Source organism: Streptomyces flavalbus, assembly GCF_042674625.1.
In the GTDB taxonomy this organism is placed as follows: Bacteria; Actinomycetota; Actinomycetes; order Streptomycetales; family Streptomycetaceae; genus Streptomyces; species Streptomyces flavalbus.
Genome location: NZ_JBHTEB010000001.1, coordinates 7,489,105 through 7,508,731, shown reverse-complemented (window position 1 = coordinate 7,508,731; position 19,627 = coordinate 7,489,105). Strand labels below are relative to the sequence as shown.

The following is a 19,627-nucleotide window of genomic DNA, read 5'->3' as shown; positions in this document are numbered from 1 at the left end:
GGAAACGCTGTCACCCGCGCACCGGCTCCGCCGTGACGACGAGGTTGGCCAGGTAGCCCCCGCGCTCAGGGTCGAACGGCGGAGCACACGTGATCAACGTGAGGACCGGGTCACCCGTACGCCGGAACGCGGAGGGCGGCAGCTCGTCCTTGGGCACGGTGGTGCGCGAGACGACGCGGAAGACGACCGGCGCGGCCTCCGCCCGCCCGACCTCGACGCGGTCTCCGGGCCGTACCTCGTAGAGCGCGGCGAACTCGCCGAGCGCACCCGTCTCGCCGTCCACGTGCCCGACGAGCACGGCCGATCCCTCGGGGCTGCCGGGGGCCGGGCCGTAGCGGTACCAGCCAGCCACGGAGGGGTCCCCGGGGACGGTCACGCTTCCCTGGTCGGTCACGCCGACCGCTCGTACCCGGGCGTCGAGGCCGACATCGCGGACCCGGACGCGCTGGGGCGGCGCGACGGCGGCAGCGGTGTCGGACCGCGCCTGCGCCGTGCCGGGCGGCGTGGTGGCCGCGGCCGTCCGCCGCGGGAGCGCGGAACCGAAGTCGGCCGGTGCCGTCGCGGGCTCCGACGGCTGGCCGGAAACGGCGAGGACGGCTGCCACTCTGGCAGCCGCCGTCGCCAGTCCGGTCAGCCGTCGCGCGGACTCAGCCACGTCGGACAGCGGCCCGGCGGGCCACCAGCGCACCCGTCGCGGTGACCAGCCCGGCTGCCGCGACCCAGGTCAGCCACTGGTCGGAGGAGTTCGGGGTGACGGCGGACCCGGTGACGCCCGCGTGGACCGCCGTGGGCGTCGAGTCCATGCCGCTGAAGGTCTGGGTGGCCAGGGCCAGGTTCTTGTCCTCGGCGCTGCCCCAGGCGTAGACGACGTTGCTCGTACCCTCCTTGAGCTTCAGGTCGGCCGGGCCGACGGCCACGGTGTCCGTGCCGGTGAGGACGGCGTCCGCGATCACGCTGCCCGCGTCGACGGCCGTGGTGTCCTCGTCGGGGTTGGCCAGGTCGGTGAAGAGGGCCTGGCCGCCCGCCCGTACGTCCACGGCGGGCGCGGCCGCGACATGGCGCACCGTCAGGCGTGCCGTGCCCGCGTCCACCGTCGAGACGTCGTTGGCGAACGCCGTCAGTCGCGGCTCGCCGTCGGCGGAGAGATGGGCGGCGATGGTGGCGTTGCCGCCCTCGGGCACCTTCACCTGTTCTTCCAGGGCGGGTGAGCCGTCGGGGTCCTGCCCGGCTTCGAAGACCTGGATGTCGTAGGTACCCGCGTCGAGGGACTGGGGGTCGGTCACGGTTCCGGGCTTGAAGTCGCTGAGCAGTTCCTCGCCGTTGGCGTAGACGTCGACGGTCATGCCGGGGATGCCGTGGAACACGGACACCATGCCCTTGTCCTCAGCCTGTCCGGGCCCCGCCAGGGCGGGTGCGGTGGCGCCGAGGGCGAGGGCACAGGCCCCGGCCGTGGTGGCGATGGCGATGGTGGTCCTGGCAGTCATGGCGATCATTCCTTCGTGGGGAGCCTCCGCCTGTTGGGGAGTCTCGACGCTGTTTCGCGGGTGGGCGGTGCCGTGGATGCGTCCGCGGCACCGCTCCCGCCGGTCAGGAGCCCGCGCCGGGTGCGTCGCCCCGGTCGACGGCCGTGCGCAGACGGTGCAGGCCGCGCCGGGCGTGGCTCTTGACCGTGCCCAGGGGCACCCCGGTGCGCTCCGCGATCTGAACCTGTGTCAGGTCCTCGTAGAAGGCCATGCACAGCACCTCCCGCTGGGCCTGCGGCAACCGGGCCAGGGCCTCGACGAGCAGCACGCGGTCGAGCACGTCGTCCGGCGCGGGCGGGATGGGCCCGGCGGGCACGGCGTTCCGCGCGGCCGACTCGACCAGGGACAGGCGCCGGGTCCTGGCCGCCAGCGCGTCGACGATCTTGCGGCGCGTGATGCCGACCAGCCAGGCGCCGAGCGGACCCCGCTCGGGCCGGAAGCCGTGCCGTCCCCGCCAGGCGCCGACGAAGACCTGCTGGGTGACGTCCTCGGCCTCGTGCGTGTCGCCGAGGGAGCGGGTGGCCATGGTGTGCACGAGTGAGCCCCAGTGCCGGTAGATGGCCGCGAACGCCTCCTCGTCGGCGGCGACGAGGCCGTGCGCCAGTTCCTCCTCGTACCGCGTCTCCTCCACGGGCGGGGCGAGGGTGGTGGTCGGTCGGGTGTGGGTGTTCATGGCCGTTCCTCCTGCCGTGCGCGTGGCTTCAGTGTTGAAGTCACAAACGACGCAGACAACGTGCGTCGTTTGTGCGTCGTATAGTGAGAGGGTGAACGCGCGTACGGGAAACGGTGAGGACCAGGTCGACGAGGGCGGCCCGCACGGTGGTGGCCTGACCACCGGCGAGGTGGCCCGGCGCCTGGGGGTGGCACCCACGACCGTCCGCACGTGGGACCGCCGGTACGGGCTCGGACCCGAAGCGCACACGGGTGGTCGGCACCGGCGCTGGACGGCGGCGGACGTGGCGAGACTGGAGCGCATGTGCGCCCTGACGGTGACCGGGCTGCCGCCGGCCGAGGCGGCCCGGATCGCCCGCGGCGAGAAGTCACCCGCGGCGCCCGAGCCCCCGCCTTCCGCCGGTCCACGCCCCAGCACGGCCCGGCGCCGGAGCCGGGCGGGGAGCGGCCTGCGACTCGGCGACGCACGTCAGGAGTGCAGGGGCATCGCCCGGGCGGCCCTGCGTCTGGACGCCGCCGTCCTGGACGAACTTTTGCTCGGCGCGATAGCCGAACACGGGCTGGTCGCCGCCTGGACCGAGGTGATCATGCCGACGCTCCAGGCCGTCGGCCGCAAGTGGGAGACCTCGGGCGAGAAGTACGTCGAGGTCGAGCACTTCCTGTCCTGGCACGTCTCCGGCGCGCTCCGGCGCGCCACCTCGCACACGGTCGCGGACCGGCCCGGTGCCACCACGGTGCTCGCCTGCGTGCCGGGGGAGAGCCACACCCTGCCGTTAGAGGTCCTGTCCGCGGCGCTGACGGAGCGGGGCGTCCCGGTGCGGATGTTCGGTGGTGCCCTGCCCGTGGAGTCGCTCGTCGCGGCGGTGCGCAGGACCGGGCCCGCCGTGGTGGGCCTGTGGGCACAGTCGCGCACCACCGCCAGTCGGCCGCTGGCCCAGTACGTGGCCGGGATGGAGTGGGGTGTGCGCGGCGCCCGTCGCAGGCCGGTCGTCCTGACCCTGGGCCCCGGCTGGGCCGGGCAGTCGGTGGCGGGGCTGGCGCGTCCGTCGGGCCTCGCCGAGGCCGTCGCGGCCGTGGAGTCCTCGGTGTCCTCCTGACGCGTCGCTCCCCGACGGCGCTTGGTCGTGGCGCCTGGGCATCGGCCGGGCGACGTGGTCCGCTGGACCGGTACGCCGCCCCGTGGCCGTTGACGGGCGGTCGCCGCGCTCGCGGCACGTCCGGCACCGGCCGGGCCGCGCGGACGGCGGCGACGGAGGAGGAGCGTGAGCGACCAGGACCGCCGGGTACCGGACGCGGTCGTCGTGGGCGCGGGGCTGGCCGGTCTCGCCTGCGCCCTGGACCTGTGCCGCGCCGGATGGCGGGTGGTTCTGCTGGAGGCGTCCGACGGTGTGGGCGGGCGGATGCGCACGGACCGCAGGGACGGGTTCCTGCTGGACCGGGGCTTCCAGGTGTTCAACACCTCGTATCCGCAGGTGAAGCGGCGGCTGGAGCTGAGGAGGCTGCGGCTGCGGCCGTTCACCGCGGGCCTCGTCGCGCACACCCCGGGCGGACCTGTCCGCCTCGCCGATCCGACCAGGGAGCCCCGCGCGGTGGGCACTCTGCTGCCGGGGCGGGTGCTGTCGGCCCGCGATCTCGCCGCGCTGGCGGCGCTCACGGTGCGGGACGCCGTGCTGCCCGTGTCCGCCACCGCGCGGCGCCGGGACCGCCCCACCTCGGAGGCCCTCTCCGGCCTGGGGCTGTCGGACGCCGTCATCGCCGACGTCCTGCGGCCGTTCCTGTCCGGCGTCTTCCTGGAGGACCGGCTGGAGACGTCCGCGCGCTTCTTCCACCTGGTCTGGCGAAGCATGGTCCGGGGTTCCCTGTGCCTGCCAGCGGACGGGATCGGCGCCGTACCGGCCCAGCTCGCCGAGGGCCTGCCCGGCGGTGTGCTGCGTCTGGGCACGCCCGTCGCGGAGGTCACCGACGCCGGAGTGCTGCTCCGGGACGGGAGCGAGGTGCCCGCCCGGACCGTCGTCGTGGCGACGGACCCGGCGACCGCCGCCACGCTGCTGCCGGGACTGGCCGTGCCGGACACCCGCACCGTCACCACCTACTACCACGCCACCGACGGCCCACCGCTGGCCGAACCGACCCTGATGGTGGACAGCACCGGGACGGTCCTGAACACCTGCGTCCTCAGCGAGGTCGCCCCCACCTACGCGCCGCCCGGCACCGGGCTGGTCTCCACCTCCGTACTGGGAACGGACCCTCCTGGCAGGGCGGAGGCGGTGCTCCGGCGTCTCGCCGAGATGTACGGCACCGACACGGGCGGCTGGCGGCAGGTCGCCGCCCACACGGTCGAGGGGGCGCTCCCGGCGATGCCTCCCCCCTGGCCGCTGAGCCGCACCACCCGCCTCGGCCCGGGGCGGTACGTGTGCGGGGACCACCGGGCGACCGGCTCCGTGCAGGGTGCCCTGGCGTCGGGGGCGCGCGCCGCGCGCGAGGTGACGGCCGACCTGCGACCGGACGGATGACGCCGGTACGCCGGGAGGCGCCCGGCCGCGTCCGGGTAAGGCCCCGCTCCCGAACCCGTCACGAGCCGAAGAGATCGCTGTGCGTCCCCAGGAGTGAAGCGTGGAACTGAACGGCGCGCGTGTCCTGGTGGCCGGTGCCACCGGGGTGCTCGGTGGTGCGATCACCACCGAACTGGCCGATCGGGGTGCCCGCGTGGCCCTCGCCGGACGTGCGGGGAGCCGCCTCGCGCACGCCGCCCGGACGCGTCCGGGCACGCCGACCGTGTCCTTCGACGCCTACGCTCCCGAGTCGTGCGCCCGGGCCGTGCGCGAGGTGGCGGCGGCGTGGGGAGGGCTGGACGCCGTCGTGGTCGCGTTCGGGTCGGTCGCCTTCGGCCTGGCCGCGGAGGTCGGTGACAAGGTGGCGGAGCACCTGATGGCGGTCAACCACCTGGCGCCCGCCGCGTTCTTCCGCGCCGCGCTCGGCATCCTGCGACCCGGCTCCGCGATCGCCGCCGTCACCGGAGTGGTGGCCGAACGGCCACAGCCCCGGATGGCCGACTACAGCGCCTCCAAGGCCGCGTTGACCGCGTGGCTGGACGCCGTACGCCGCGAAGCGCGCGGTGCGGGGATCACGGTCCTGGAGATCCGGCCGACGCACCTCGACACCGGCTTCGCGGAGCGACCCGTGACGGGCACCACCCCACGGCTGCCCGAGGGCGGCGACCCGCGTCAGGTGGCCGTCGGGGTCGCCGACGCGCTGGAGGCCGATGCCGAACTGCTGCGCTCGGGCCCGGACGGAGGCCCGGTCGTCGAGCGCCGGGCCCGGTGAGACGGTGGTGTCCCGCCGAGGGGTGCAGCCGCTCGGCCGTCGCGGCGTCGCAGGCAAGCTCGGACCGGCACGGACCGGCACGGACCGGCACGGACCGGACGTCCCCGGCACCGCGTCGAACGGACGGCTGCCCCGGAGTCGGCTGACCGGGCTCGCCTCCGCCGTCTGCGGGCTGCGGGAGTGGGCACCGCCCCGGCGCGGACCAGGACGCGTCGCGTGGTGGCGTCGGGCACCCCGGGTACCGCCGACGTCCAGCAGGAGGACTGACCGGTCGGCTCCGCCACCCCCGTCACGCGACCTCCTCCTCCGCGCTCGGAGCCGCGCCCGTCGCACGCTCGACCAGCGCGGCGAACTCGTGCCGTGCGGCCGGGGGCGCGCCGGAGCGCTCGAAGTGCGTCAGGCCCAGGTCGGCCAGCTCCTCGATCTTCGCCTCCACCACGTCCCGGGCTCCGGTGCGCCGCAGCGCGGACCGCGCCTGTCGCACGGCCTTCCCGGACGTCAGGTCCGCGTCCGGTGCCAGCGCCGCGGCGGCCTGGCGGTCATCGCGCGCGTCGGCGAGTTGGACGGCGACGGCGAGGAGGTAGGTGAGCTTGCGGGAGCGCAGGTCGTCGTCGGCTGGCTCGCCGGTCAGCGCCGGGTCGCCGAACGCCCCCAGGAGGTCGTTGCGCAGTTGGAAGGCCAGCCCGGCGCACCGGCCAGCCGCCCGCAGCGCGTCCAGCACCCGCTCGTCGGCCCCGGCGAGGCACGCTCCCAGCGCGAGGGGCCGGGCGACGGTGTAGAGGGCGCTCTTCAATGTGGCGATGGTCAGCGCCTCGTCGACCCCGGAGGACCGGGCGGCCTGGGCGTGCAGGTCCCGGTACTGTCCGGCGACCATCTCGGTGCGCATCGCCCGCCACTCCGCGTGCAGGCGCGCGCCGTGCGGCGTACCGAGTGCCGTCTCGGTCAGCAGGTCGTCCGCCCAGGCGAGCGCCAGGTCACCGGCGAGGACGGCGGCCGACGTGCCGAAGGACTCCGAGGAGCCGTACATACCCGCCGCCCAGTGCCTGCGGGCGAGTTGGACGTGCAGGGCCGGTACGCCGCGTCGCCGCACGGATCCGTCCATCACGTCGTCGTGCACCAGGGCGCACACCTGCAGCAGTTCGAGTGCGGCTCCCGTACGCAGGACGGCGGAGGGATCCCCCGAGCCGCCCGCGGCGCGCCAGCCGCAGTGGGCGAACGCGGTGCGCAGCCGCTTGCCGCCCCGCGTGGCCAGCGCGGCGAGGCGGTCGGCCAGCTCCCGGCCGAAGACGGGGTCGACGGCACGGGAGAGACGCAGCCGTTCGTCGAGTACCTCTCCGAGGACGGGGCCCACGGCGTCGGCCGCCGCGAGAGGGGCGTCCACGGGTTCGGCCGGTGGGGCCGCCACCGACGGCAGTCCAGGCATAAACGGCCCCTTCTCACTCTTGGTTGTCCGCACGGCCCTGCTTCCGCCCGGCGCCCTTCCAGGGATGCACCGACCGCCGTCCCGTCCGGCGCCGACGTCGACCGGGCTCACGGCGGTGGTCGAGTTGCCGTACCGGCCGGGCGACTCGGTGGTCGTGGGCCAGCCGCTCCCGGTGCCGGTCGAGGAACGCCCAGTAGCCAGCGGTGTAGGGGCACGCCTGGTCACCGGTGCGGTCGCCGGGCCGGTAGGCGCAGGGGCCGCGCAGGTCGCTCATGCGGTTCACGTAGGCGCCGCCCGACGTTGGGGCTTGGTCGTCATGCGCATTCCGTCGGCGTACTGGGACATGCCCACGACGTTGGGGACCATGACCCGGTCGTAGCCGTCCACGAAACAGCGGTGGGACCAGTCCGGGACCGCGGCCGGGTCCCAGCCGAGGTTCAGGGAGGAGGAGAGCAGGCCGTGGCTCATGACAGGGTCGGCGGCGTGCATGGCGTCCTCGTAGGGGCCGAACGTGGCCAGGCGGTGCTCGACGAACACGCCATCGGGCACTGATGGGCAGTCGCTTCCGAGGGAAGCCTGCGACTCAAGCGTCTAGACCCCGACGCCAAGGTTGGGTGCCTACTCGCCCAGCACGCCGCTTGACAGGCGCAGCAGCGATCCTGGCTTGTCGACGTACGACGCGCCGTATTCGTACGTCAGCGTGCCCTTCCTCGCGGCTTCAGGGGTGTGTTCGGCAGTTCCGGTGCGGGCAGGGGAGCGCCGTCGTAGCCCCGCACCTCGCCGAAGCGTGACCCGGCCATCCAGTCCTCGCGGGCCTGGACGATGTCCTCGTGGGTGCGGCCGATGAAGTTCCACCACATGATGATCTCCTCGCCGAAGGGCGGGCCGCCCAGGAGGACGAGGCGGGCGGGGGACGGGCCGTCGTTGGTGATCGTCAGGGCGCGGTGTCCGGGGGCGGTGTAGCCCAGGGCGGCCGGTTCGATGGTCGTGCCGTTGAGGCGGACGTCGCCGGTGTCGACGAGGAGGCCGTGTTCGAAGTCCGGGTCGACGTCGAGGGTGAGGGTCACGCCGGGGGCGACCGACAGTTCGGCGCCGAGGAGGGGGGTGAAGGTGCGGACCGGGGACGTGTCTCCGGCGAGGGTGCCGAGGAAGACCCGGGCCTGACCGCCGTCCAGGGGTACCGGGGTCGGGACGTAGTGCTGGAAGTCCCGTGCGGTGGCGCGGTGTTCGTCGGGCAGCGCGACCCACAACTGCACGCCGTGCAGGACGGTGGTGTCGGGCGTGGAGACCTCGGAGTGGGCGATGCCGTGGCCGCCTGTCATGAGGTTGAGTTCGCCGGGGCGGACGAAGGCGTGGCTGCCGAGGCTGTCGCGGTGTTCGATCTCGCCGCTGAAGAGCCAGCTCACGGTCTGGAGTCCGGTGTGCGGGTGCGGGGCGACGTCCATCCCGCCGGTGCTGCCGACGTCGTCGGGGCCGTAGTGGTCGGCGAAGCACCAGGCGCCGATCAGTGAGCGGGCCCGCTGCGGGAGGGTGCGCCGTACCGGCATGGCGCGCGGGCCGCCGAGGGGGACCTGGCGGGCCGTGAGGATCTCGACGACGGACGGCTCGCCGGGCGCTTCGCCGCACTTCAGCTCGGTGGGGTGGGTCTCGGTGTTGCTCACGGGTGTCCTCCCAGCGGCTGAATGTTCGACATTCAACATTCTCTGTCGATGTGGTGATGATATGACGAGGGACGGATGATCGCTCAAGGTAAGGAGATCATGTGACAGGGACGGCGGCGACGAGACCCGGCCAGCGGGTCTACGTCGACAAGCAGAGCCCCGAGGCGTACCGCGCGCTGACCGCGACGGCGGAGGCGGTACGGCGGGAGGCGGCGGACGCGGGGCTCGACCGGATCCTCGTCGAACTGGTCAACCTCCGCGTCTCGCAGCTCAACACCTGCGCGTACTGCCTCGACCTGCACACCCGGGCGGCCCTGCGCGCGGGCGAGTCCACCCGGCGGCTGGGCGTACTGGCCGCCTGGCGCGACACCGAACTGTTCAGCCCCCGGGAACGCGCCGCCCTCGCGCTCGCGGAGGCCACCACCCACCCCGCCGACGCCGCCGCGCAGACCGCGGCCTACGCGCAGGCCCGTGCCGCGCTGACCGACGACGAGATCTCCGCGGTCATCTGGGTGGCGATCACCATGAACGCCTTCAACCGGGTGTCGATCATGAGCAAGCACCCCGTGCGGGGTGAGGGCGCGGCGCCGCCGCGCTGACCCCAAGGGTGGCTGAGGCGCCGCGTCACCCGCCCCGGAAACCCGGGTGCGGGTGGGATCTCCGCCGTGCCACGATGGCGGGGGAAAGCGAGGTCTCGTGGACGAGTTGGGGCGGTTCCGGCAGGCGCTGGTCGCATGGGCGGCCGGTGGTACCGGGGCGAGCGCCGCCGCCGTACGGGCGCGGGAGCTGGCCGGTCGCGGGGTGCACACCGTCGTCCTCGTCGAGGGCAGCAGCGACCAGGCCGCGCTGGAGGCGCTGGCCGCGCGCCACGGCCGGGACCTCGCCGCGGAGGGCGTCGCGGTGGTGCCGCTCGGCGGCGCCACGAACATCGGGCGCTTCCTGGACGTGTGCGGTCCCGCGGGCCTCGGGCTGCCGCTCGCCGGGCTCTGCGACATCGGTGAGGAGCGGCACTTCCGGCGTCATCTGGAGCGGGTCGGGCTCGGTTCCGCGCTCACCCGGGCCCAGTTGGAGAAGCTCGGGTTCCAGGTGTGCGTCGCCGACCTGGAGGACGAGCTGATCCGCGCCCTCGGCGCCGACGGCGTGCGGGACGTCATCGCGGCGCAGGGCGAGGCGCGGCCCTTCCACACCTTCCAGAACCAGCCCGCCCAGCGGCAGCGGCCCGTGGAGCACCAGTTGCGGCGGTTCATGGGCACCCACAGCGGCCGCAAGGCGCTCTACGCGCGGGCGCTGGTCAGCCAGTTGGACCTGGGGCGCGTGCCCCGGCCGCTGGAGCGGCTGCTCACCCACGTCTGAACCGTCGTTCAGGGGTTTGACTCGCGGTGCAGGACGAGCAGCGCGACGTCGTCGGTGCGCTGCCGGGCCGCGCTCGCCTTCCTCAACAGGTCGTCGATCAGCAGGTCCAGGTCCTCGTGGCCGGTGTGGGCGAGGTGCTCGGCGAGGGCGGCGATGGAGTCGTCGAGGTCGACGCCGGGGGTCTCCACGAGCCCGTCCGTGTAGAGGGCGAGCAGCGTTCCCGGGGCCAACGGGACCTCCGTCACCGGGAAGTCGGCGTCGGGGTCGATGCCGAGGAGCGGGCCCGGCGGCAGCACGAGGGGCCGGGTGTCGCCGTCCGGCAGCCGCAGCAGCGGGGGCGGGTGACCGGCGCTGGCCAGCGTCACGCGTCCGCGCGCGAAGTCGAGGCGGGCGTAGAGGCAACTGGTGAACAGGTCCACGCCGAGGTCGGTCAGCAGCCGGTTGGCCGCGGCGAGGACCCGCGCGGGCGAGGTGCCGACGGTGGCGTGGGCGTGGACGGCGGTGCGCACCTGCCCCATGAGCGCGGCGGCGGCGACGTTGTGGCCCTGGACGTCCCCGATGACCGCCGCGGCGGCGGTGTCCCCGAGCCGGATGACGTCGTAGAAGTCGCCGCCGATGTCCATGCCGCGGGTGGCGGGCAGATAGCGGGCGGCGACCCGCAGGCCGGTCACCTCCGGCAGGACGTGCGGCAGCAGCGCCTGCTGCAGCCCATGGGCGAGGGCGTGCTTGGTGTCGTAGAGGCGGGCCCGGTCGAGCGCCTGGGCGATGAGTCCGGCCAGCGAGGTCAGGACGGCGCGTTCCTCGGCGGGGAACTCACGGGGGTGGTCGTAGGACAGGACGCAGCAGCCGATGGGCTTGCCGGAGATGATCAGCGGCAGGAAGGCCCACGCCTGTTTGCCGCCGCTGGCCGCCGGGGCGTCCGGGTAGATACGGCTCAGTTCCGCCGCGCTGGCGAAGAACGCGGGGATGCCGCTGGCGAGGGTGCGTCCGGCCGGGGTGAACTCGGTGTCCACGGTCAGGCCGTCGAGGCGTTCGACGGCCTCGGGGGTGTAGCCGCGGTGGCCGGTGATCCACAGTCGGCCCGCGTCGGCGATGGAGAGGATCAGGCCCTGCGCGCCGAACGCGGGCATGATCTGGTCGGCGATCAGCTCGATGACGTCCTGCACGCCGACGACCTCGGTCAGCGCGGAGGCTAGGTGGACGAGCTGGTAGAGCTGGCCCGCGCGGGCCGGGGTGGCCGCCTCCGCACCCTTCGCGCCCCCGGTGTTTCCGGTGTCCCCGGTGTCCCCGGTGTCCCCGGTCTCCCCCGCGCCCGCCGTCCCCGTCACGCGCGGCGCCGTCAGCAGGCGGGGGAGGACGCCGATGGGGGCCAGGCGTACGCTGATGCCGCTGGAGTCGGGGAAGAGGTGGAACTCCAGCCACTGGTCGGGTGGGCGGCAGGCGGTGAACGACACGGGTTCGCGACTGATGACGGCGGCCCGGTAGCGGTCCTCGTAGAGGGGGTCGTCGAGCCAGCGCACCGACTGCCACGGCAGGGTGCCCAGCAGCTCACCGGCCGCGCGGCCGAGCAGTTCGCAGGCGCCGGAGCTGACGTAGGTGAAGTGCCCCTCCAGGTCGAGCGCGCAGCTGCCGCCCGGCAGGCGCTCGACGAAGTCGGCCACGGCCAGCGCCGGGCTGACGTCCGGGCGTGCGGCGGCCGGGGCGACGACGCGCGGACCGGCGTCGGACCACCGGGGCAGGCCCCGCTCGGCGGCCTCCTCCAGGAGCCGGGCGAGGCGTCGGCAGCGGGACATGATGTGGCCGCGTTCCCTGCCGGTCATGTACGGCGGCCGGGTGGCGGACCACAGCAGCAGGAGCGCGCCCCAGTGCCGGACGCCGGAGACCGGGGCGGCGGCCATCGTCAGCGGGTAGGGCAGCGCCATCGCGGTGCGCGGGTAGCGGTGGGCGATCTCCTCCTGGCCGCCCAGCCAGATCAGCCGGTTCTGCCGGACGGCGTCGGCCACCGGCGCCGGGGCGGTCAGCGACACCCGCGCCCAGGGCGCGGCCAGCTCGATCGAGGCCCCGCAGAGCACTTCGAGGCGCAGGAGCTGCCGGTCGGCGTCGAGGAGGTACAGGACGCCGATGGACGCGCCGGTGCGGCGGACCGTCTCCGCGAACGCGGCGTCCAGCGCGTCCCGCGCGGCGACCGCACCAGCGGCACCACTGCCGTCACCGGCACCGCCAGCACCGCCGCTCGCACCGCCAGCACCGCCGCTCGCACCGCCAGCACCACCGGGCCCGCTACGGCCACCAGCACCACCACCAGGCCCACCAGCCCCGCTGGCACCACCAGCATCACCCGCGTCAGCCGTGCTGGTCACCCGGCACCTCCAGCGTCCCGGGCGGCGGAGGTGCGCGGTGGCCGTCGCGGCACCCGGCCGCATATGCGCTCCGCACGTACCCAGCCTCTCCCATAGGGCGACGCTACGCCTCCGCGGCGGCCGGGGCACGCCGTCCCGCGAGCCACCCGCGGCGGACGACCGCTCCCACGACACCCGTGGCCCCTACGGGGTCATCGCCCGTATCAGCCCCAGCAGCCGCGCCGGGTCGAGTTCGTTGTCGCCGCGCAGGGCCGCCACGACCTCGCGGACCTTGGCGGGCGACGGGCTGGTGCCCAGGAAGTCGCGGGTCACGGGCGGGCCCCACTGGGCGAGCCCGCTCGCGGACATCGGCGCCCAGCCTGGCTCCAGGTCGTGGGAGAACAGGTCGCCGTCGGTGAAGTGCTCCAGCATCAGGCGGTCCGGGTCGCGCCAGTAGTCGAAGAGCTGGCTGCCCTGGATGTGCCGTCCGATGCCCCAACTGCGCCGGTAGCCGCGCTCGGCCAGGTACTCCCCGCCGGCGGCGAGCGCGTCCAGGTCGGTGACCTGGTAGGCCGAGTGGACGTAACCGGTACCGGGGCCCAGGTGCATCGCCAGGGTGTGGTGGTCGACGGGCCGGTCGCCCTGGTCGCAGCGGAGGAACGCCATCGTCGGCCCGCGCTCCCGCTGCCCGTCCAGGAACAGGAAGTCGGAGACGATCAGGCCGAGGGTGTCGAGGTACCAGTCCAGCGTGTGGGCGAACACGCTCGTCTCCAGGACCACGTGGCCGAGCCGCTGGATCCTGGACGGCTCCCGGGGCGGGCGCTGGGTGGCGTTGGTACGGCGGTGGCGGGGGCCGGAGTTGAGGGTGAGCGGGCGCTGCCCGGGCAGGGCGCGCAGCTCCCCGGCGCAGTGCACGACCCGGACCGGGAACCCGGAGGGGTCGAGCAGGGCGACCGTGCTGCCGCCGCCGGGGACGTCCGCGTCCCGCACGGACGTGCCGGTGGCGCGGGCCAGCCGGTCCAGGTCCGTACGGTCGGCGGCGCGGAACACCGGGCCGATGAACCGGGAGGCGCGGCCACGCCGGACCACCACGCAGGGCGGGCCCGCGAAGGTGCCCCGCAGCCACAGCTCCCCCTCGGTGCGGGCGGCGACGCCGAAGCCGAAGTCCCGGGCGAACACCTCCGCCCGGTCCAGGTCCGGCTTCTCGAACTCCAGCCAGGCCAGGTCAGCCACCTTGACCACCGGGTTCCGGGCTCGCCCCGGGTGCTCGCCACGCAGGGCGCCCCGCTCGCTGTGCAGGTCCTGGTGGGCCGTGCGGACGTCGCCCCGCGCCGCCGCCCCGTCATCCCGCGCGTGCCGTACGGACATGGTGCCCTCCCAGCCCCGGGTGGCCGCCGAAGCGGCGACTGATGACATCCTCAGCTTTGAGATTCCCGCCAGTCAAGAACCGCGCACAGCCTCCTGAGGAGCCGGGAGACCTCGCGCTGTCGGCCCGGTGGGCTGCCCGGTGGACTCGGCCGTACACTGCCAACGCACAGGGGTGTGGGTGCAGTTGACCAGCAGTTGACCGGGGGGAGCCACCATGTCAGGGAACCCGTATGACGCGGGCAGTGGATTCGTCGTGCCGCCGATGCCGCCGGGCCCGCCGCCCGCGCCGCCGGACAGTCTGCGCGCGCTGGCCGTCGCCCTGCTGAACCTCAGCGGTCTCGGCCTCGGCTACGCGCTGGCGCGCCGCTGGCTCGCCACCGCCGTGTGCTGGGCGGCCACCGCGGTCCTGCTGTTCGTGGCGCTGCCCGCGGACGCGGACGGCGTCCCGTCCGCCGCGGTCGGCTGCTACCTGGCGTTCCTGGTGCTGGCGGCCGTGCACGGGGCGGTGACCGGGCTGCGCAGGCCGCTGGTGTGGCCGGGGAACCGGCCCGTCGCGGTGGTCCTGGGCGTGGCCCTGCTCGCCGTACCGGCCGGTGGTGCCGTGCTGTACGACGACGCCCGGGACGAGGCCGTGGAGCGGATGCTGCTCGAACGGCTCGCGGAGGCGGACGCCTTGGTGGCGGCGGCCGGGAAGGAGTCCTGGAGCGGCGCCGAGCCCGACTTCCGCGAGGCGCTGGCCGCCTACCGCGACCTCAGCACCGAGCACGGCGGCTCCCGCGCGGCGAGGCAGGTCCCGGACCGGATGCGGACGTACTACACGACGGTCGGCGCGGCGTACGAGGACAAGGACTACTGTCACGCCGTCGAACCGCTGAAGTACCTGCGTGACGTCCCGGACCGGATGCCCGACGAGGCGCTCGGTTCGCTGGTGACCTGGCCCGACGACCGGCTGGCCACCTCGCTGTACGAGTGCGGCGCGGGCAAGCTGGCGGACGGGCAGGCCGACTGGACGGCGTCCTTCGGCCAGCTCCTGAGCACGTTCCCGGAGTCCGAGCAGGCCGGGAAGGTGACGCCCGCCGTGAAGTCCGCGGTGGACGGCGCCGCGAAGGGCCTGCGCGGCGACGAGCCGTGCGCCGCCATGGCGGACCTGCGGTCCCTGAGCGCCCGTATCACCGAGCTGTCGGACAACGCCAGCGGCACGGAGCAGGCGCTGAGCGAGGAGGCCGACCGGGCGGACGGGCGGGCCGCCTCGGGCGCCTACGCGTGCGGCATCGACCAGTACGAGGACGGGGAGTTCGAGGACGCCAAGGCGACGATGGACCAGTTCGTCGCGGACAACAAGAACCACAGGAACAGTGAGCGGGCGCGGAAGGTCGCCATCGCGGCCGAGGTCGCCCAGACGGTCCCGGCGGCCGGGAAGCGGCTGCCGACCACCGCGACCGGCGGCAGCATCTCCGTCACGGTCAAGAACGACAGCCCCGACGACATCCGGGTCCTCTACACGGGCCCCGTCACCGGCAGCTTCACCCTCAAGGCGTGCGGGAGCTGCGACGCGTACCCGCTGGCCAGCACCATCGGCGGGACGTTCGAGCCGTGCAGCGACAGCGGCAAGAACTACCCGCAGAAGACGATCAGCCTGCCGGTGGGCACCACGTACTTCGTGCACAAGCCGCTCGGCGACAGCCTCTCGTCGCCCGCCTCGGACACCGCGAAGCTGGACCCGGGGTACGTCTACACGGAGTGCGCGTACACGACGGAGTCCTTCGGCTCGGGGCTGTAGACCGGCACCCGCTACGGCGTCCGACCGCAGCCGCCCGGACCGGTGCCGCACGCGCCGGGCCGGGCGGCCAGCGGGACGCCGTTGGCGCGCAGCACCTCGCGGACGTCCAGGATCAGCGGGAACACCTCGTGGTTGCGGTCCCCGCCCTGCTCGTCCCACGCCCACTGCTCGGCCTCGACGGCCATCCGGTCCTCGGCGAACACCCGCTCGGTGAACCGCCGGATCAGCGGCCAGGCCAGGGCGAGGGCGCCGGGGAGCCGGGGCTTGGAGATCATCAGCAGTCCGTAGGCGCGGCAGCTCCGCTGCTCGGCGTCCGCGGGGACGTACGCGGTCCAGAGCCGGAACGCGGGCCGCTCGGCGCCCTCGGGCACCAGGTCGAGGGTCTGGTACGGGTACTCGGTGCGGATGGTCAGGACGTCACCGGAGTCGCTGCCCCTAACGCCCCCGGCGGCGAGCAGGCTGGCGCCGCGGTCGCGTCGGCCGCCGGTGTGGGTGAAGAGGTAGCGGGCCTCGACCGACGTCGCGCTGGTGCGGTAGCCCAGCAGGTCGGGGTGGATCCTGCCGACGACGCCCCGGTGCAGGAACTGGTGGTTCATGTCGAGCAGGTTCTCGTGCAGGAAGGAGTAGTGGCAGCGCACCGTCCGGGAGAACGTCATGGTGCGGTGCGTGGGCGCGTGGAAGGCGGGCAGCCAGGGCAGTTCGGTGGTCTCCGCCTTCGCCGGGTCGCCGGGGAAGACGAACACCAGGCCGTACGCCTCGCGGACGGGATAGCCGCGCACCCCGCGCGGCGGGCGGGCGTCGCCCTTGGACAGGTACGGGATCTGCGAGATCCGGCCGTCGCCGCGGTACGCCCAGGCGTGGTAGCAGCAGCGGAGGGTCTCGCCCTCGACGACGCCCATGCTGAGCGGCACCTGCCGGTGGGCGCACCGGTCCTCCAGCGCGTGCACGACGCCGCTCTCCGTGCGGAACAGGGCGATCCGCTCACCGGCGAACACGGCCGCCCGCACCCGCCCTCGGCGCACGCTCCGCGACCGGGCGAGGGGGTACCAGTGGTCCGGGTTCAGGCCGACCCGCCGCAGGTCGGCCGCGCCGGACTCCGGCTCGCGCCGCGCCGACGGCCGACCGCTCCCGGCGTCGGTGACGGCTCCGGCGGCGCCGTCGAACTCGGCCTCGGGCATGACTCGCTCCCTCGCGTGTGGGGACAGCACCCTCCACCCTGCGGGCCGTCCCCGACACGCGCCCCGTCGAGCGCTCCGGACGGGTGACGCGCCCCGGCGCGGCTCCTCAGCCGGTGTGGCGGACGCGGAACCGGTCGGGTGCCGCCGGGTCCCGGTCCGCGACCTGCACGGGCGCCCCGGCCCACTGCCAGACCGCGCCGCCCGGTGGGCGGGAGAACGCGATCCGCCCGCGGGTGCCGTCGACGGTGACGGACGGCCAGGCTTCCGCGACCCGTGCCCGGTCCGTGCCGTGGGAGCGCAGCGCCTGGGCGAGTACGGCGATGGTGTCGTACCCCTCGAAGGCGACGAACGAGGGTGCCGCGCCGAGCCGTTCGCGCAGGGCCGTCGCCACCCGGGCGCCGAGCGGGGTGAGGTGTGCGGGCAGGTAGCGCAGGAACGGGACCGCGGCGCCGTCCGCGCCCAGGGCCGCCGCCCAGGACGCGAACTCCGGTTGTCCGGCCGGTGCGCCGATCAGGACCCCGGCGAGGCGCGGGTCCTGTCGTACGGCCTGGACGAGGGGCACGGCGGGGTCCGGGTGGCCGACCAGGAGGAGCAGGGCGGTCGCGCCGTGGGCGAGGAGCGCGTCGCGGACGGCGGTGGGGGTGAGCGCGGTCGTGTCGAGTGCGGTGACGGTGCCGCCGTGCGGCGTCACGTGCTCGCGCAGGACGCGGGTGCCGGACGCCCAGTAGACGCTCGGCTGGGTCGCCACGGCGATGCGGCGGTGGCCCGCGGCGAGCAGGAGGTCGGCGTAGGCGCGCCAGCCGCGGGACTGCGGTGGGCACAGGCGCGCGACCCATCGCGTCGGCCGCTCGGTGAGCGTGTCGAGCACCGCGGAGGAGCAGAGGTACGGCAGCCCGAGGGCGTCGGCCCGGGTGGCGGCGGCGCGGGCGACGACGCTGTGGTACTCCCCCGCCAGCGCGGTCACGCCCAGGTCGGCCAGTTCGCCGACGGCCGCCTCGGCCCGCCGGGGGTCGGCCGCGGTGTCCCGGACCAGCAGTTCGAGGGGTCGTCCTGCTATGCCGTCCGCCGCGTTGACGTCGCGGACGGCCAGTTCGAGTCCGGCGAGGAGGTGGTGGCCCGGCTCGGTCCAGCCAGGGCGGGTGAGCGGGGCGAGGGCGCCGATCCTGACCGGCGGCGGTGGGGTGCTCATGCGGGGTCCTCCTGGTGTGGGCCGCCCTCTCGGCGTACGTACGCTCCCGCCTTCGCCGCCGCCACGGCGGCCTCGGCGGCGCGGTCGGCGGCGGCCTCGTCCGGGTGGTCGCCGGTGGTGAGGAGCCGGTAGTACAGGGGGGCCGAGACGGCGCGGACCACCTCGTGCGGGTCGGTGCCCTCGGGGACCTCGCCGCGCTCGACGGCCCGCTCGACGCAGGGCGCCCACTCCGCCACCCGGGTCTCGTAGAAGCGGCGCAGCGCCTCGGCGGTCCGCCTCTCGCAGGTGGCGGCGGCGATGACGGCCTTGAACAGCGCGCCCTGCCTGTCGTCGGCCAGGGTGCGCCGTACGAGTTGGGCGTTGGCCTTCAGGTCACCGAGCAGGGAGCCGGTCTCGGTGCGCGGCAGGGACTGCTCGGCCATGTCGGTCAGCAGGTCCGCGACCAGGCCGGTGACCGTGCCCCAGCGCCGGTAGACGGTCGTCTTGCCGACATCGGCGCGGCGCGCGACGTCGGCGAGGTCGAGCCCGGCGAAGCCGCCCTCGGCCAGGGCGTCCCCGGCGGCCTGGAGCACGGCGGCGCGCACCCGCGCCGTGCGTCCTCCGGGGCGGACGGTCCCCGGTTCGGTGTCTCCCACCATGTCCTCACTCCCCGGGACCAATAATGGGACCCCAGTTTCGTTTACTGCCGGCTCCTGCTATCTTACGGATCACCTTAACGGAACCACAGAACCGTTAACAGTGACCGAGGAGTGACCATGGACATGGAGTACCGACGGCTGGGCGCGTCCGGGCTCAAGGTGCCCGCGCTGAGCTTCGGCGCCGGGACCTTCGGCGGCCGGGGGCCGCTGTTCGGCGCCTGGGGCACCACCGACGTACGGGAGGCGCGGCGGCTGGTCGACATCTGCCTGGACGCCGGGATCACCATGTTCGACACCGCGGACGTCTACTCCGCGGGCGCCTCCGAGGAGGTGCTGGGCGCCGCGCTCAAGGGGCGCCGGGACCAGGTGATCGTCTCCACCAAGACCAGCCTGCCCATGGGCGACGGGCCGGGTGACGCGGGCTCCTCGCGGTCCCGGCTGATCCGCGCCTGCGAGGACGCGCTGCGCAGGCTCGGCACCGACCACATCGACCTGTTCCAGTTGCACGCCTTCGACGCCGGGACGCCGGTCGAGGAGGTGCTGGCCACGCTGGACGACCTGGTGCGCGCGGGGAAGGTCCGCTACCTCGGGGTCTCCAACTTCTCCGGCTGGCAGACGATGAAGTCCCTCGCGGTCGCGGAGCGGTACGGGCGTCCGCGCTATGTCGCCCACCAGGTCTACTACTCCCTGATCGGCCGGGACTACGAGTGGGAGCTGATGCCGCTCGGGCTCGACCAGGGCCTCGGCGCGGTCGTCTGGAGCCCGCTGGGCTGGGGTCGGCTCACCGGCAGGGTGCGCCGGGGTCAGCCGCTGCCCGCGGGCAGCCGCCTGCACGACACCGCCGACTACGGCCCGCCGGTCGAGGACGCCTACCTGTACCGGGTGGTCGACGCCCTCGACGAGATCGCCGCGGAGACCGGCCGGGCCGTGCCGCAGATCGCCCTGAACTGGCTGCTCCAGCGGCCGACCGTCGCCTCCGTCATCATCGGCGCGCGCAACGAGGAGCAGCTTAGGCAGAACCTCGGCGCCGTGGGCTGGGCGCTGACGCCGGAGCAGATGGCGCGGCTCGACGCGGCGAGCGCCAGGCCAGCGCCGTACCCGCACTTCCCCTACCAGCACCAGGAGGGGTTCGCCCGGCTCAGCCCGCCGGTGGTCTGAGGCACCGGTCCGCGCGGCGGG

General features: G+C 74.6%; 17 protein-coding genes and 1 pseudogene. 7 read left to right on the top strand and 11 right to left on the bottom strand.

Annotation, left to right across the window (positions count from 1 at the left end):
• Positions 1-10: 10 nt before the first annotated feature.
• From ACFQZ6_RS33470 to ACFQZ6_RS33460, 3 genes are all read right to left on the bottom strand, one after another.
• Positions 11-655 carry a class F sortase gene (locus ACFQZ6_RS33470; RefSeq protein WP_381617048.1) on the bottom strand — a complete coding sequence of 215 codons (645 nt, stop codon included), beginning with the start codon at positions 653-655 and terminating at the stop codon, positions 11-13.
• Complete coding sequence (locus ACFQZ6_RS33465; RefSeq protein ID WP_381617045.1) at positions 648-1,484, bottom strand: DUF4397 domain-containing protein; 837 nt, start codon at positions 1,482-1,484, stop codon at positions 648-650. Before ACFQZ6_RS33465 ends, ACFQZ6_RS33470 begins: the two co-directional genes overlap by 8 nt.
• A gap of 103 nt (positions 1,485-1,587) precedes the next feature.
• Positions 1,588-2,196, bottom strand: a complete 609-nt coding sequence (locus ACFQZ6_RS33460; protein ID WP_381617042.1) for an RNA polymerase sigma factor — start codon at positions 2,194-2,196, stop codon at positions 1,588-1,590.
• 91 nt (positions 2,197-2,287) lie between these two features.
• Between ACFQZ6_RS33460 and ACFQZ6_RS33455 the strand changes: the two genes are divergently transcribed.
• The 3 genes from ACFQZ6_RS33455 (at position 2,288) to ACFQZ6_RS33445 (ending at position 5,519) form a co-directional block, all read left to right on the top strand.
• On the top strand, positions 2,288-3,292 hold the full coding sequence (locus ACFQZ6_RS33455) for a MerR family transcriptional regulator (protein WP_381617039.1): 1,005 nt from the start codon (positions 2,288-2,290) through the stop codon (positions 3,290-3,292).
• A 165-nt stretch (positions 3,293-3,457) separates the two neighbouring features.
• Entirely contained in the window at positions 3,458-4,708 is a 1,251-nt protein-coding gene (locus ACFQZ6_RS33450) for an NAD(P)/FAD-dependent oxidoreductase (RefSeq protein ID WP_381617036.1), read from the top strand.
• Positions 4,709-4,808: 100 nt separating this feature from the next.
• Positions 4,809-5,519, top strand: a complete 711-nt coding sequence (locus ACFQZ6_RS33445) for an SDR family NAD(P)-dependent oxidoreductase (protein WP_381617033.1) — start codon at positions 4,809-4,811, stop codon at positions 5,517-5,519.
• A gap of 289 nt (positions 5,520-5,808) precedes the next feature.
• Here the strand turns inward: ACFQZ6_RS33445 and ACFQZ6_RS33440 are convergent, their stop codons facing one another.
• The 3 genes and pseudogenes from ACFQZ6_RS33440 to ACFQZ6_RS33430 form a co-directional block, all read right to left on the bottom strand.
• Positions 5,809-6,942, bottom strand: coding sequence for a polyprenyl synthetase family protein (locus ACFQZ6_RS33440; RefSeq protein ID WP_381617031.1), 1,134 nt, complete (start codon positions 6,940-6,942; stop codon positions 5,809-5,811).
• Between the two features lie 13 nt (positions 6,943-6,955).
• Positions 6,956-7,476: pseudogene (locus tag ACFQZ6_RS33435) on the bottom strand (hypothetical protein); the annotation flags it as partial.
• Positions 7,477-7,637: 161 nt separating this feature from the next.
• A complete protein-coding gene (locus tag ACFQZ6_RS33430) occupies positions 7,638-8,603 on the bottom strand; it encodes a pirin family protein (RefSeq protein WP_381617028.1) in 966 nt (321 codons plus the stop codon).
• Between the two features lie 101 nt (positions 8,604-8,704).
• On the opposite strand from ACFQZ6_RS33430, the gene ACFQZ6_RS33425 reads away from it, so the two are divergent.
• Both ACFQZ6_RS33425 and ACFQZ6_RS33420 read left to right on the top strand, forming a co-directional pair.
• Positions 8,705-9,202: a carboxymuconolactone decarboxylase family protein gene (locus ACFQZ6_RS33425; protein WP_381617025.1), complete on the top strand. Its 498-nt coding sequence runs from the start codon at positions 8,705-8,707 to the stop codon at positions 9,200-9,202.
• Positions 9,203-9,299: 97 nt separating this feature from the next.
• Positions 9,300-9,956 carry a TOPRIM nucleotidyl transferase/hydrolase domain-containing protein gene (locus ACFQZ6_RS33420; RefSeq protein WP_381617022.1) on the top strand — a complete coding sequence of 219 codons (657 nt, stop codon included), beginning with the start codon at positions 9,300-9,302 and terminating at the stop codon, positions 9,954-9,956.
• An 8-nt stretch (positions 9,957-9,964) separates the two neighbouring features.
• Here ACFQZ6_RS33420 and ACFQZ6_RS33415 read toward each other — a convergent pair whose 3' ends face one another.
• Both ACFQZ6_RS33415 and ACFQZ6_RS33410 read right to left on the bottom strand, forming a co-directional pair.
• Complete coding sequence (locus ACFQZ6_RS33415; protein ID WP_381618859.1) at positions 9,965-12,124, bottom strand: SpoIIE family protein phosphatase; 2,160 nt, start codon at positions 12,122-12,124, stop codon at positions 9,965-9,967.
• A gap of 375 nt (positions 12,125-12,499) precedes the next feature.
• Positions 12,500-13,663, bottom strand: coding sequence for a VOC family protein (locus ACFQZ6_RS33410; RefSeq protein ID WP_381617019.1), 1,164 nt, complete (start codon positions 13,661-13,663; stop codon positions 12,500-12,502).
• A 214-nt stretch (positions 13,664-13,877) separates the two neighbouring features.
• Between ACFQZ6_RS33410 and ACFQZ6_RS33405 the strand changes: the two genes are divergently transcribed.
• Positions 13,878-15,443, top strand: coding sequence for a hypothetical protein (locus tag ACFQZ6_RS33405; RefSeq protein WP_381617016.1), 1,566 nt, complete (start codon positions 13,878-13,880; stop codon positions 15,441-15,443).
• 11 nt (positions 15,444-15,454) lie between these two features.
• Here the strand turns inward: ACFQZ6_RS33405 and ACFQZ6_RS33400 are convergent, their stop codons facing one another.
• The 3 genes from ACFQZ6_RS33400 to ACFQZ6_RS33390 all read right to left on the bottom strand — a co-directional run bounded on the left by ACFQZ6_RS33400 (position 15,455) and on the right by ACFQZ6_RS33390 (position 18,448).
• Positions 15,455-16,621, bottom strand: a complete 1,167-nt coding sequence (locus ACFQZ6_RS33400) for a Rieske 2Fe-2S domain-containing protein (RefSeq protein ID WP_381617013.1) — start codon at positions 16,619-16,621, stop codon at positions 15,455-15,457.
• Between the two features lie 106 nt (positions 16,622-16,727).
• Complete coding sequence (locus ACFQZ6_RS33395) at positions 16,728-17,810, bottom strand: ABC transporter substrate-binding protein (RefSeq protein ID WP_381617010.1); 1,083 nt, start codon at positions 17,808-17,810, stop codon at positions 16,728-16,730.
• Complete coding sequence (locus ACFQZ6_RS33390; RefSeq protein WP_381617007.1) at positions 17,807-18,448, bottom strand: TetR/AcrR family transcriptional regulator; 642 nt, start codon at positions 18,446-18,448, stop codon at positions 17,807-17,809. The genes ACFQZ6_RS33395 and ACFQZ6_RS33390 overlap by 4 nt, the downstream gene beginning before the upstream one ends.
• 123 nt (positions 18,449-18,571) lie before the next feature.
• On the opposite strand from ACFQZ6_RS33390, the gene ACFQZ6_RS33385 reads away from it, so the two are divergent.
• Positions 18,572-19,606, top strand: a complete 1,035-nt coding sequence (locus ACFQZ6_RS33385) for an aldo/keto reductase (protein WP_381618856.1) — start codon at positions 18,572-18,574, stop codon at positions 19,604-19,606.
• Positions 19,607-19,627: the final 21 nt, after the last annotated feature.

Coding starts and splice junctions, on each gene's coding strand:
- ACFQZ6_RS33465 (WP_381617045.1), bottom strand. CDS start 1,484: ATGACTGCCAGGACCACCATCGCCATCGCCACCACGGCCGGGGCCTGT.
- ACFQZ6_RS33460 (WP_381617042.1), bottom strand. CDS start 2,196: ATGAACACCCACACCCGACCGACCACCACCCTCGCCCCGCCCGTGGAG.
- ACFQZ6_RS33440 (WP_381617031.1), bottom strand. CDS start 6,942: ATGCCTGGACTGCCGTCGGTGGCGGCCCCACCGGCCGAACCCGTGGAC.
- ACFQZ6_RS33410 (WP_381617019.1), bottom strand. CDS start 13,663: ATGTCCGTACGGCACGCGCGGGATGACGGGGCGGCGGCGCGGGGCGAC.
- ACFQZ6_RS33405 (WP_381617016.1), top strand. CDS start 13,878: ATGTCAGGGAACCCGTATGACGCGGGCAGTGGATTCGTCGTGCCGCCG.
- ACFQZ6_RS33400 (WP_381617013.1), bottom strand. CDS start 16,621: ATGCCCGAGGCCGAGTTCGACGGCGCCGCCGGAGCCGTCACCGACGCC.
- ACFQZ6_RS33395 (WP_381617010.1), bottom strand. CDS start 17,810: ATGAGCACCCCACCGCCGCCGGTCAGGATCGGCGCCCTCGCCCCGCTC.
- ACFQZ6_RS33390 (WP_381617007.1), bottom strand. CDS start 18,448: ATGGTGGGAGACACCGAACCGGGGACCGTCCGCCCCGGAGGACGCACG.
- ACFQZ6_RS33385 (WP_381618856.1), top strand. CDS start 18,572: ATGGAGTACCGACGGCTGGGCGCGTCCGGGCTCAAGGTGCCCGCGCTG.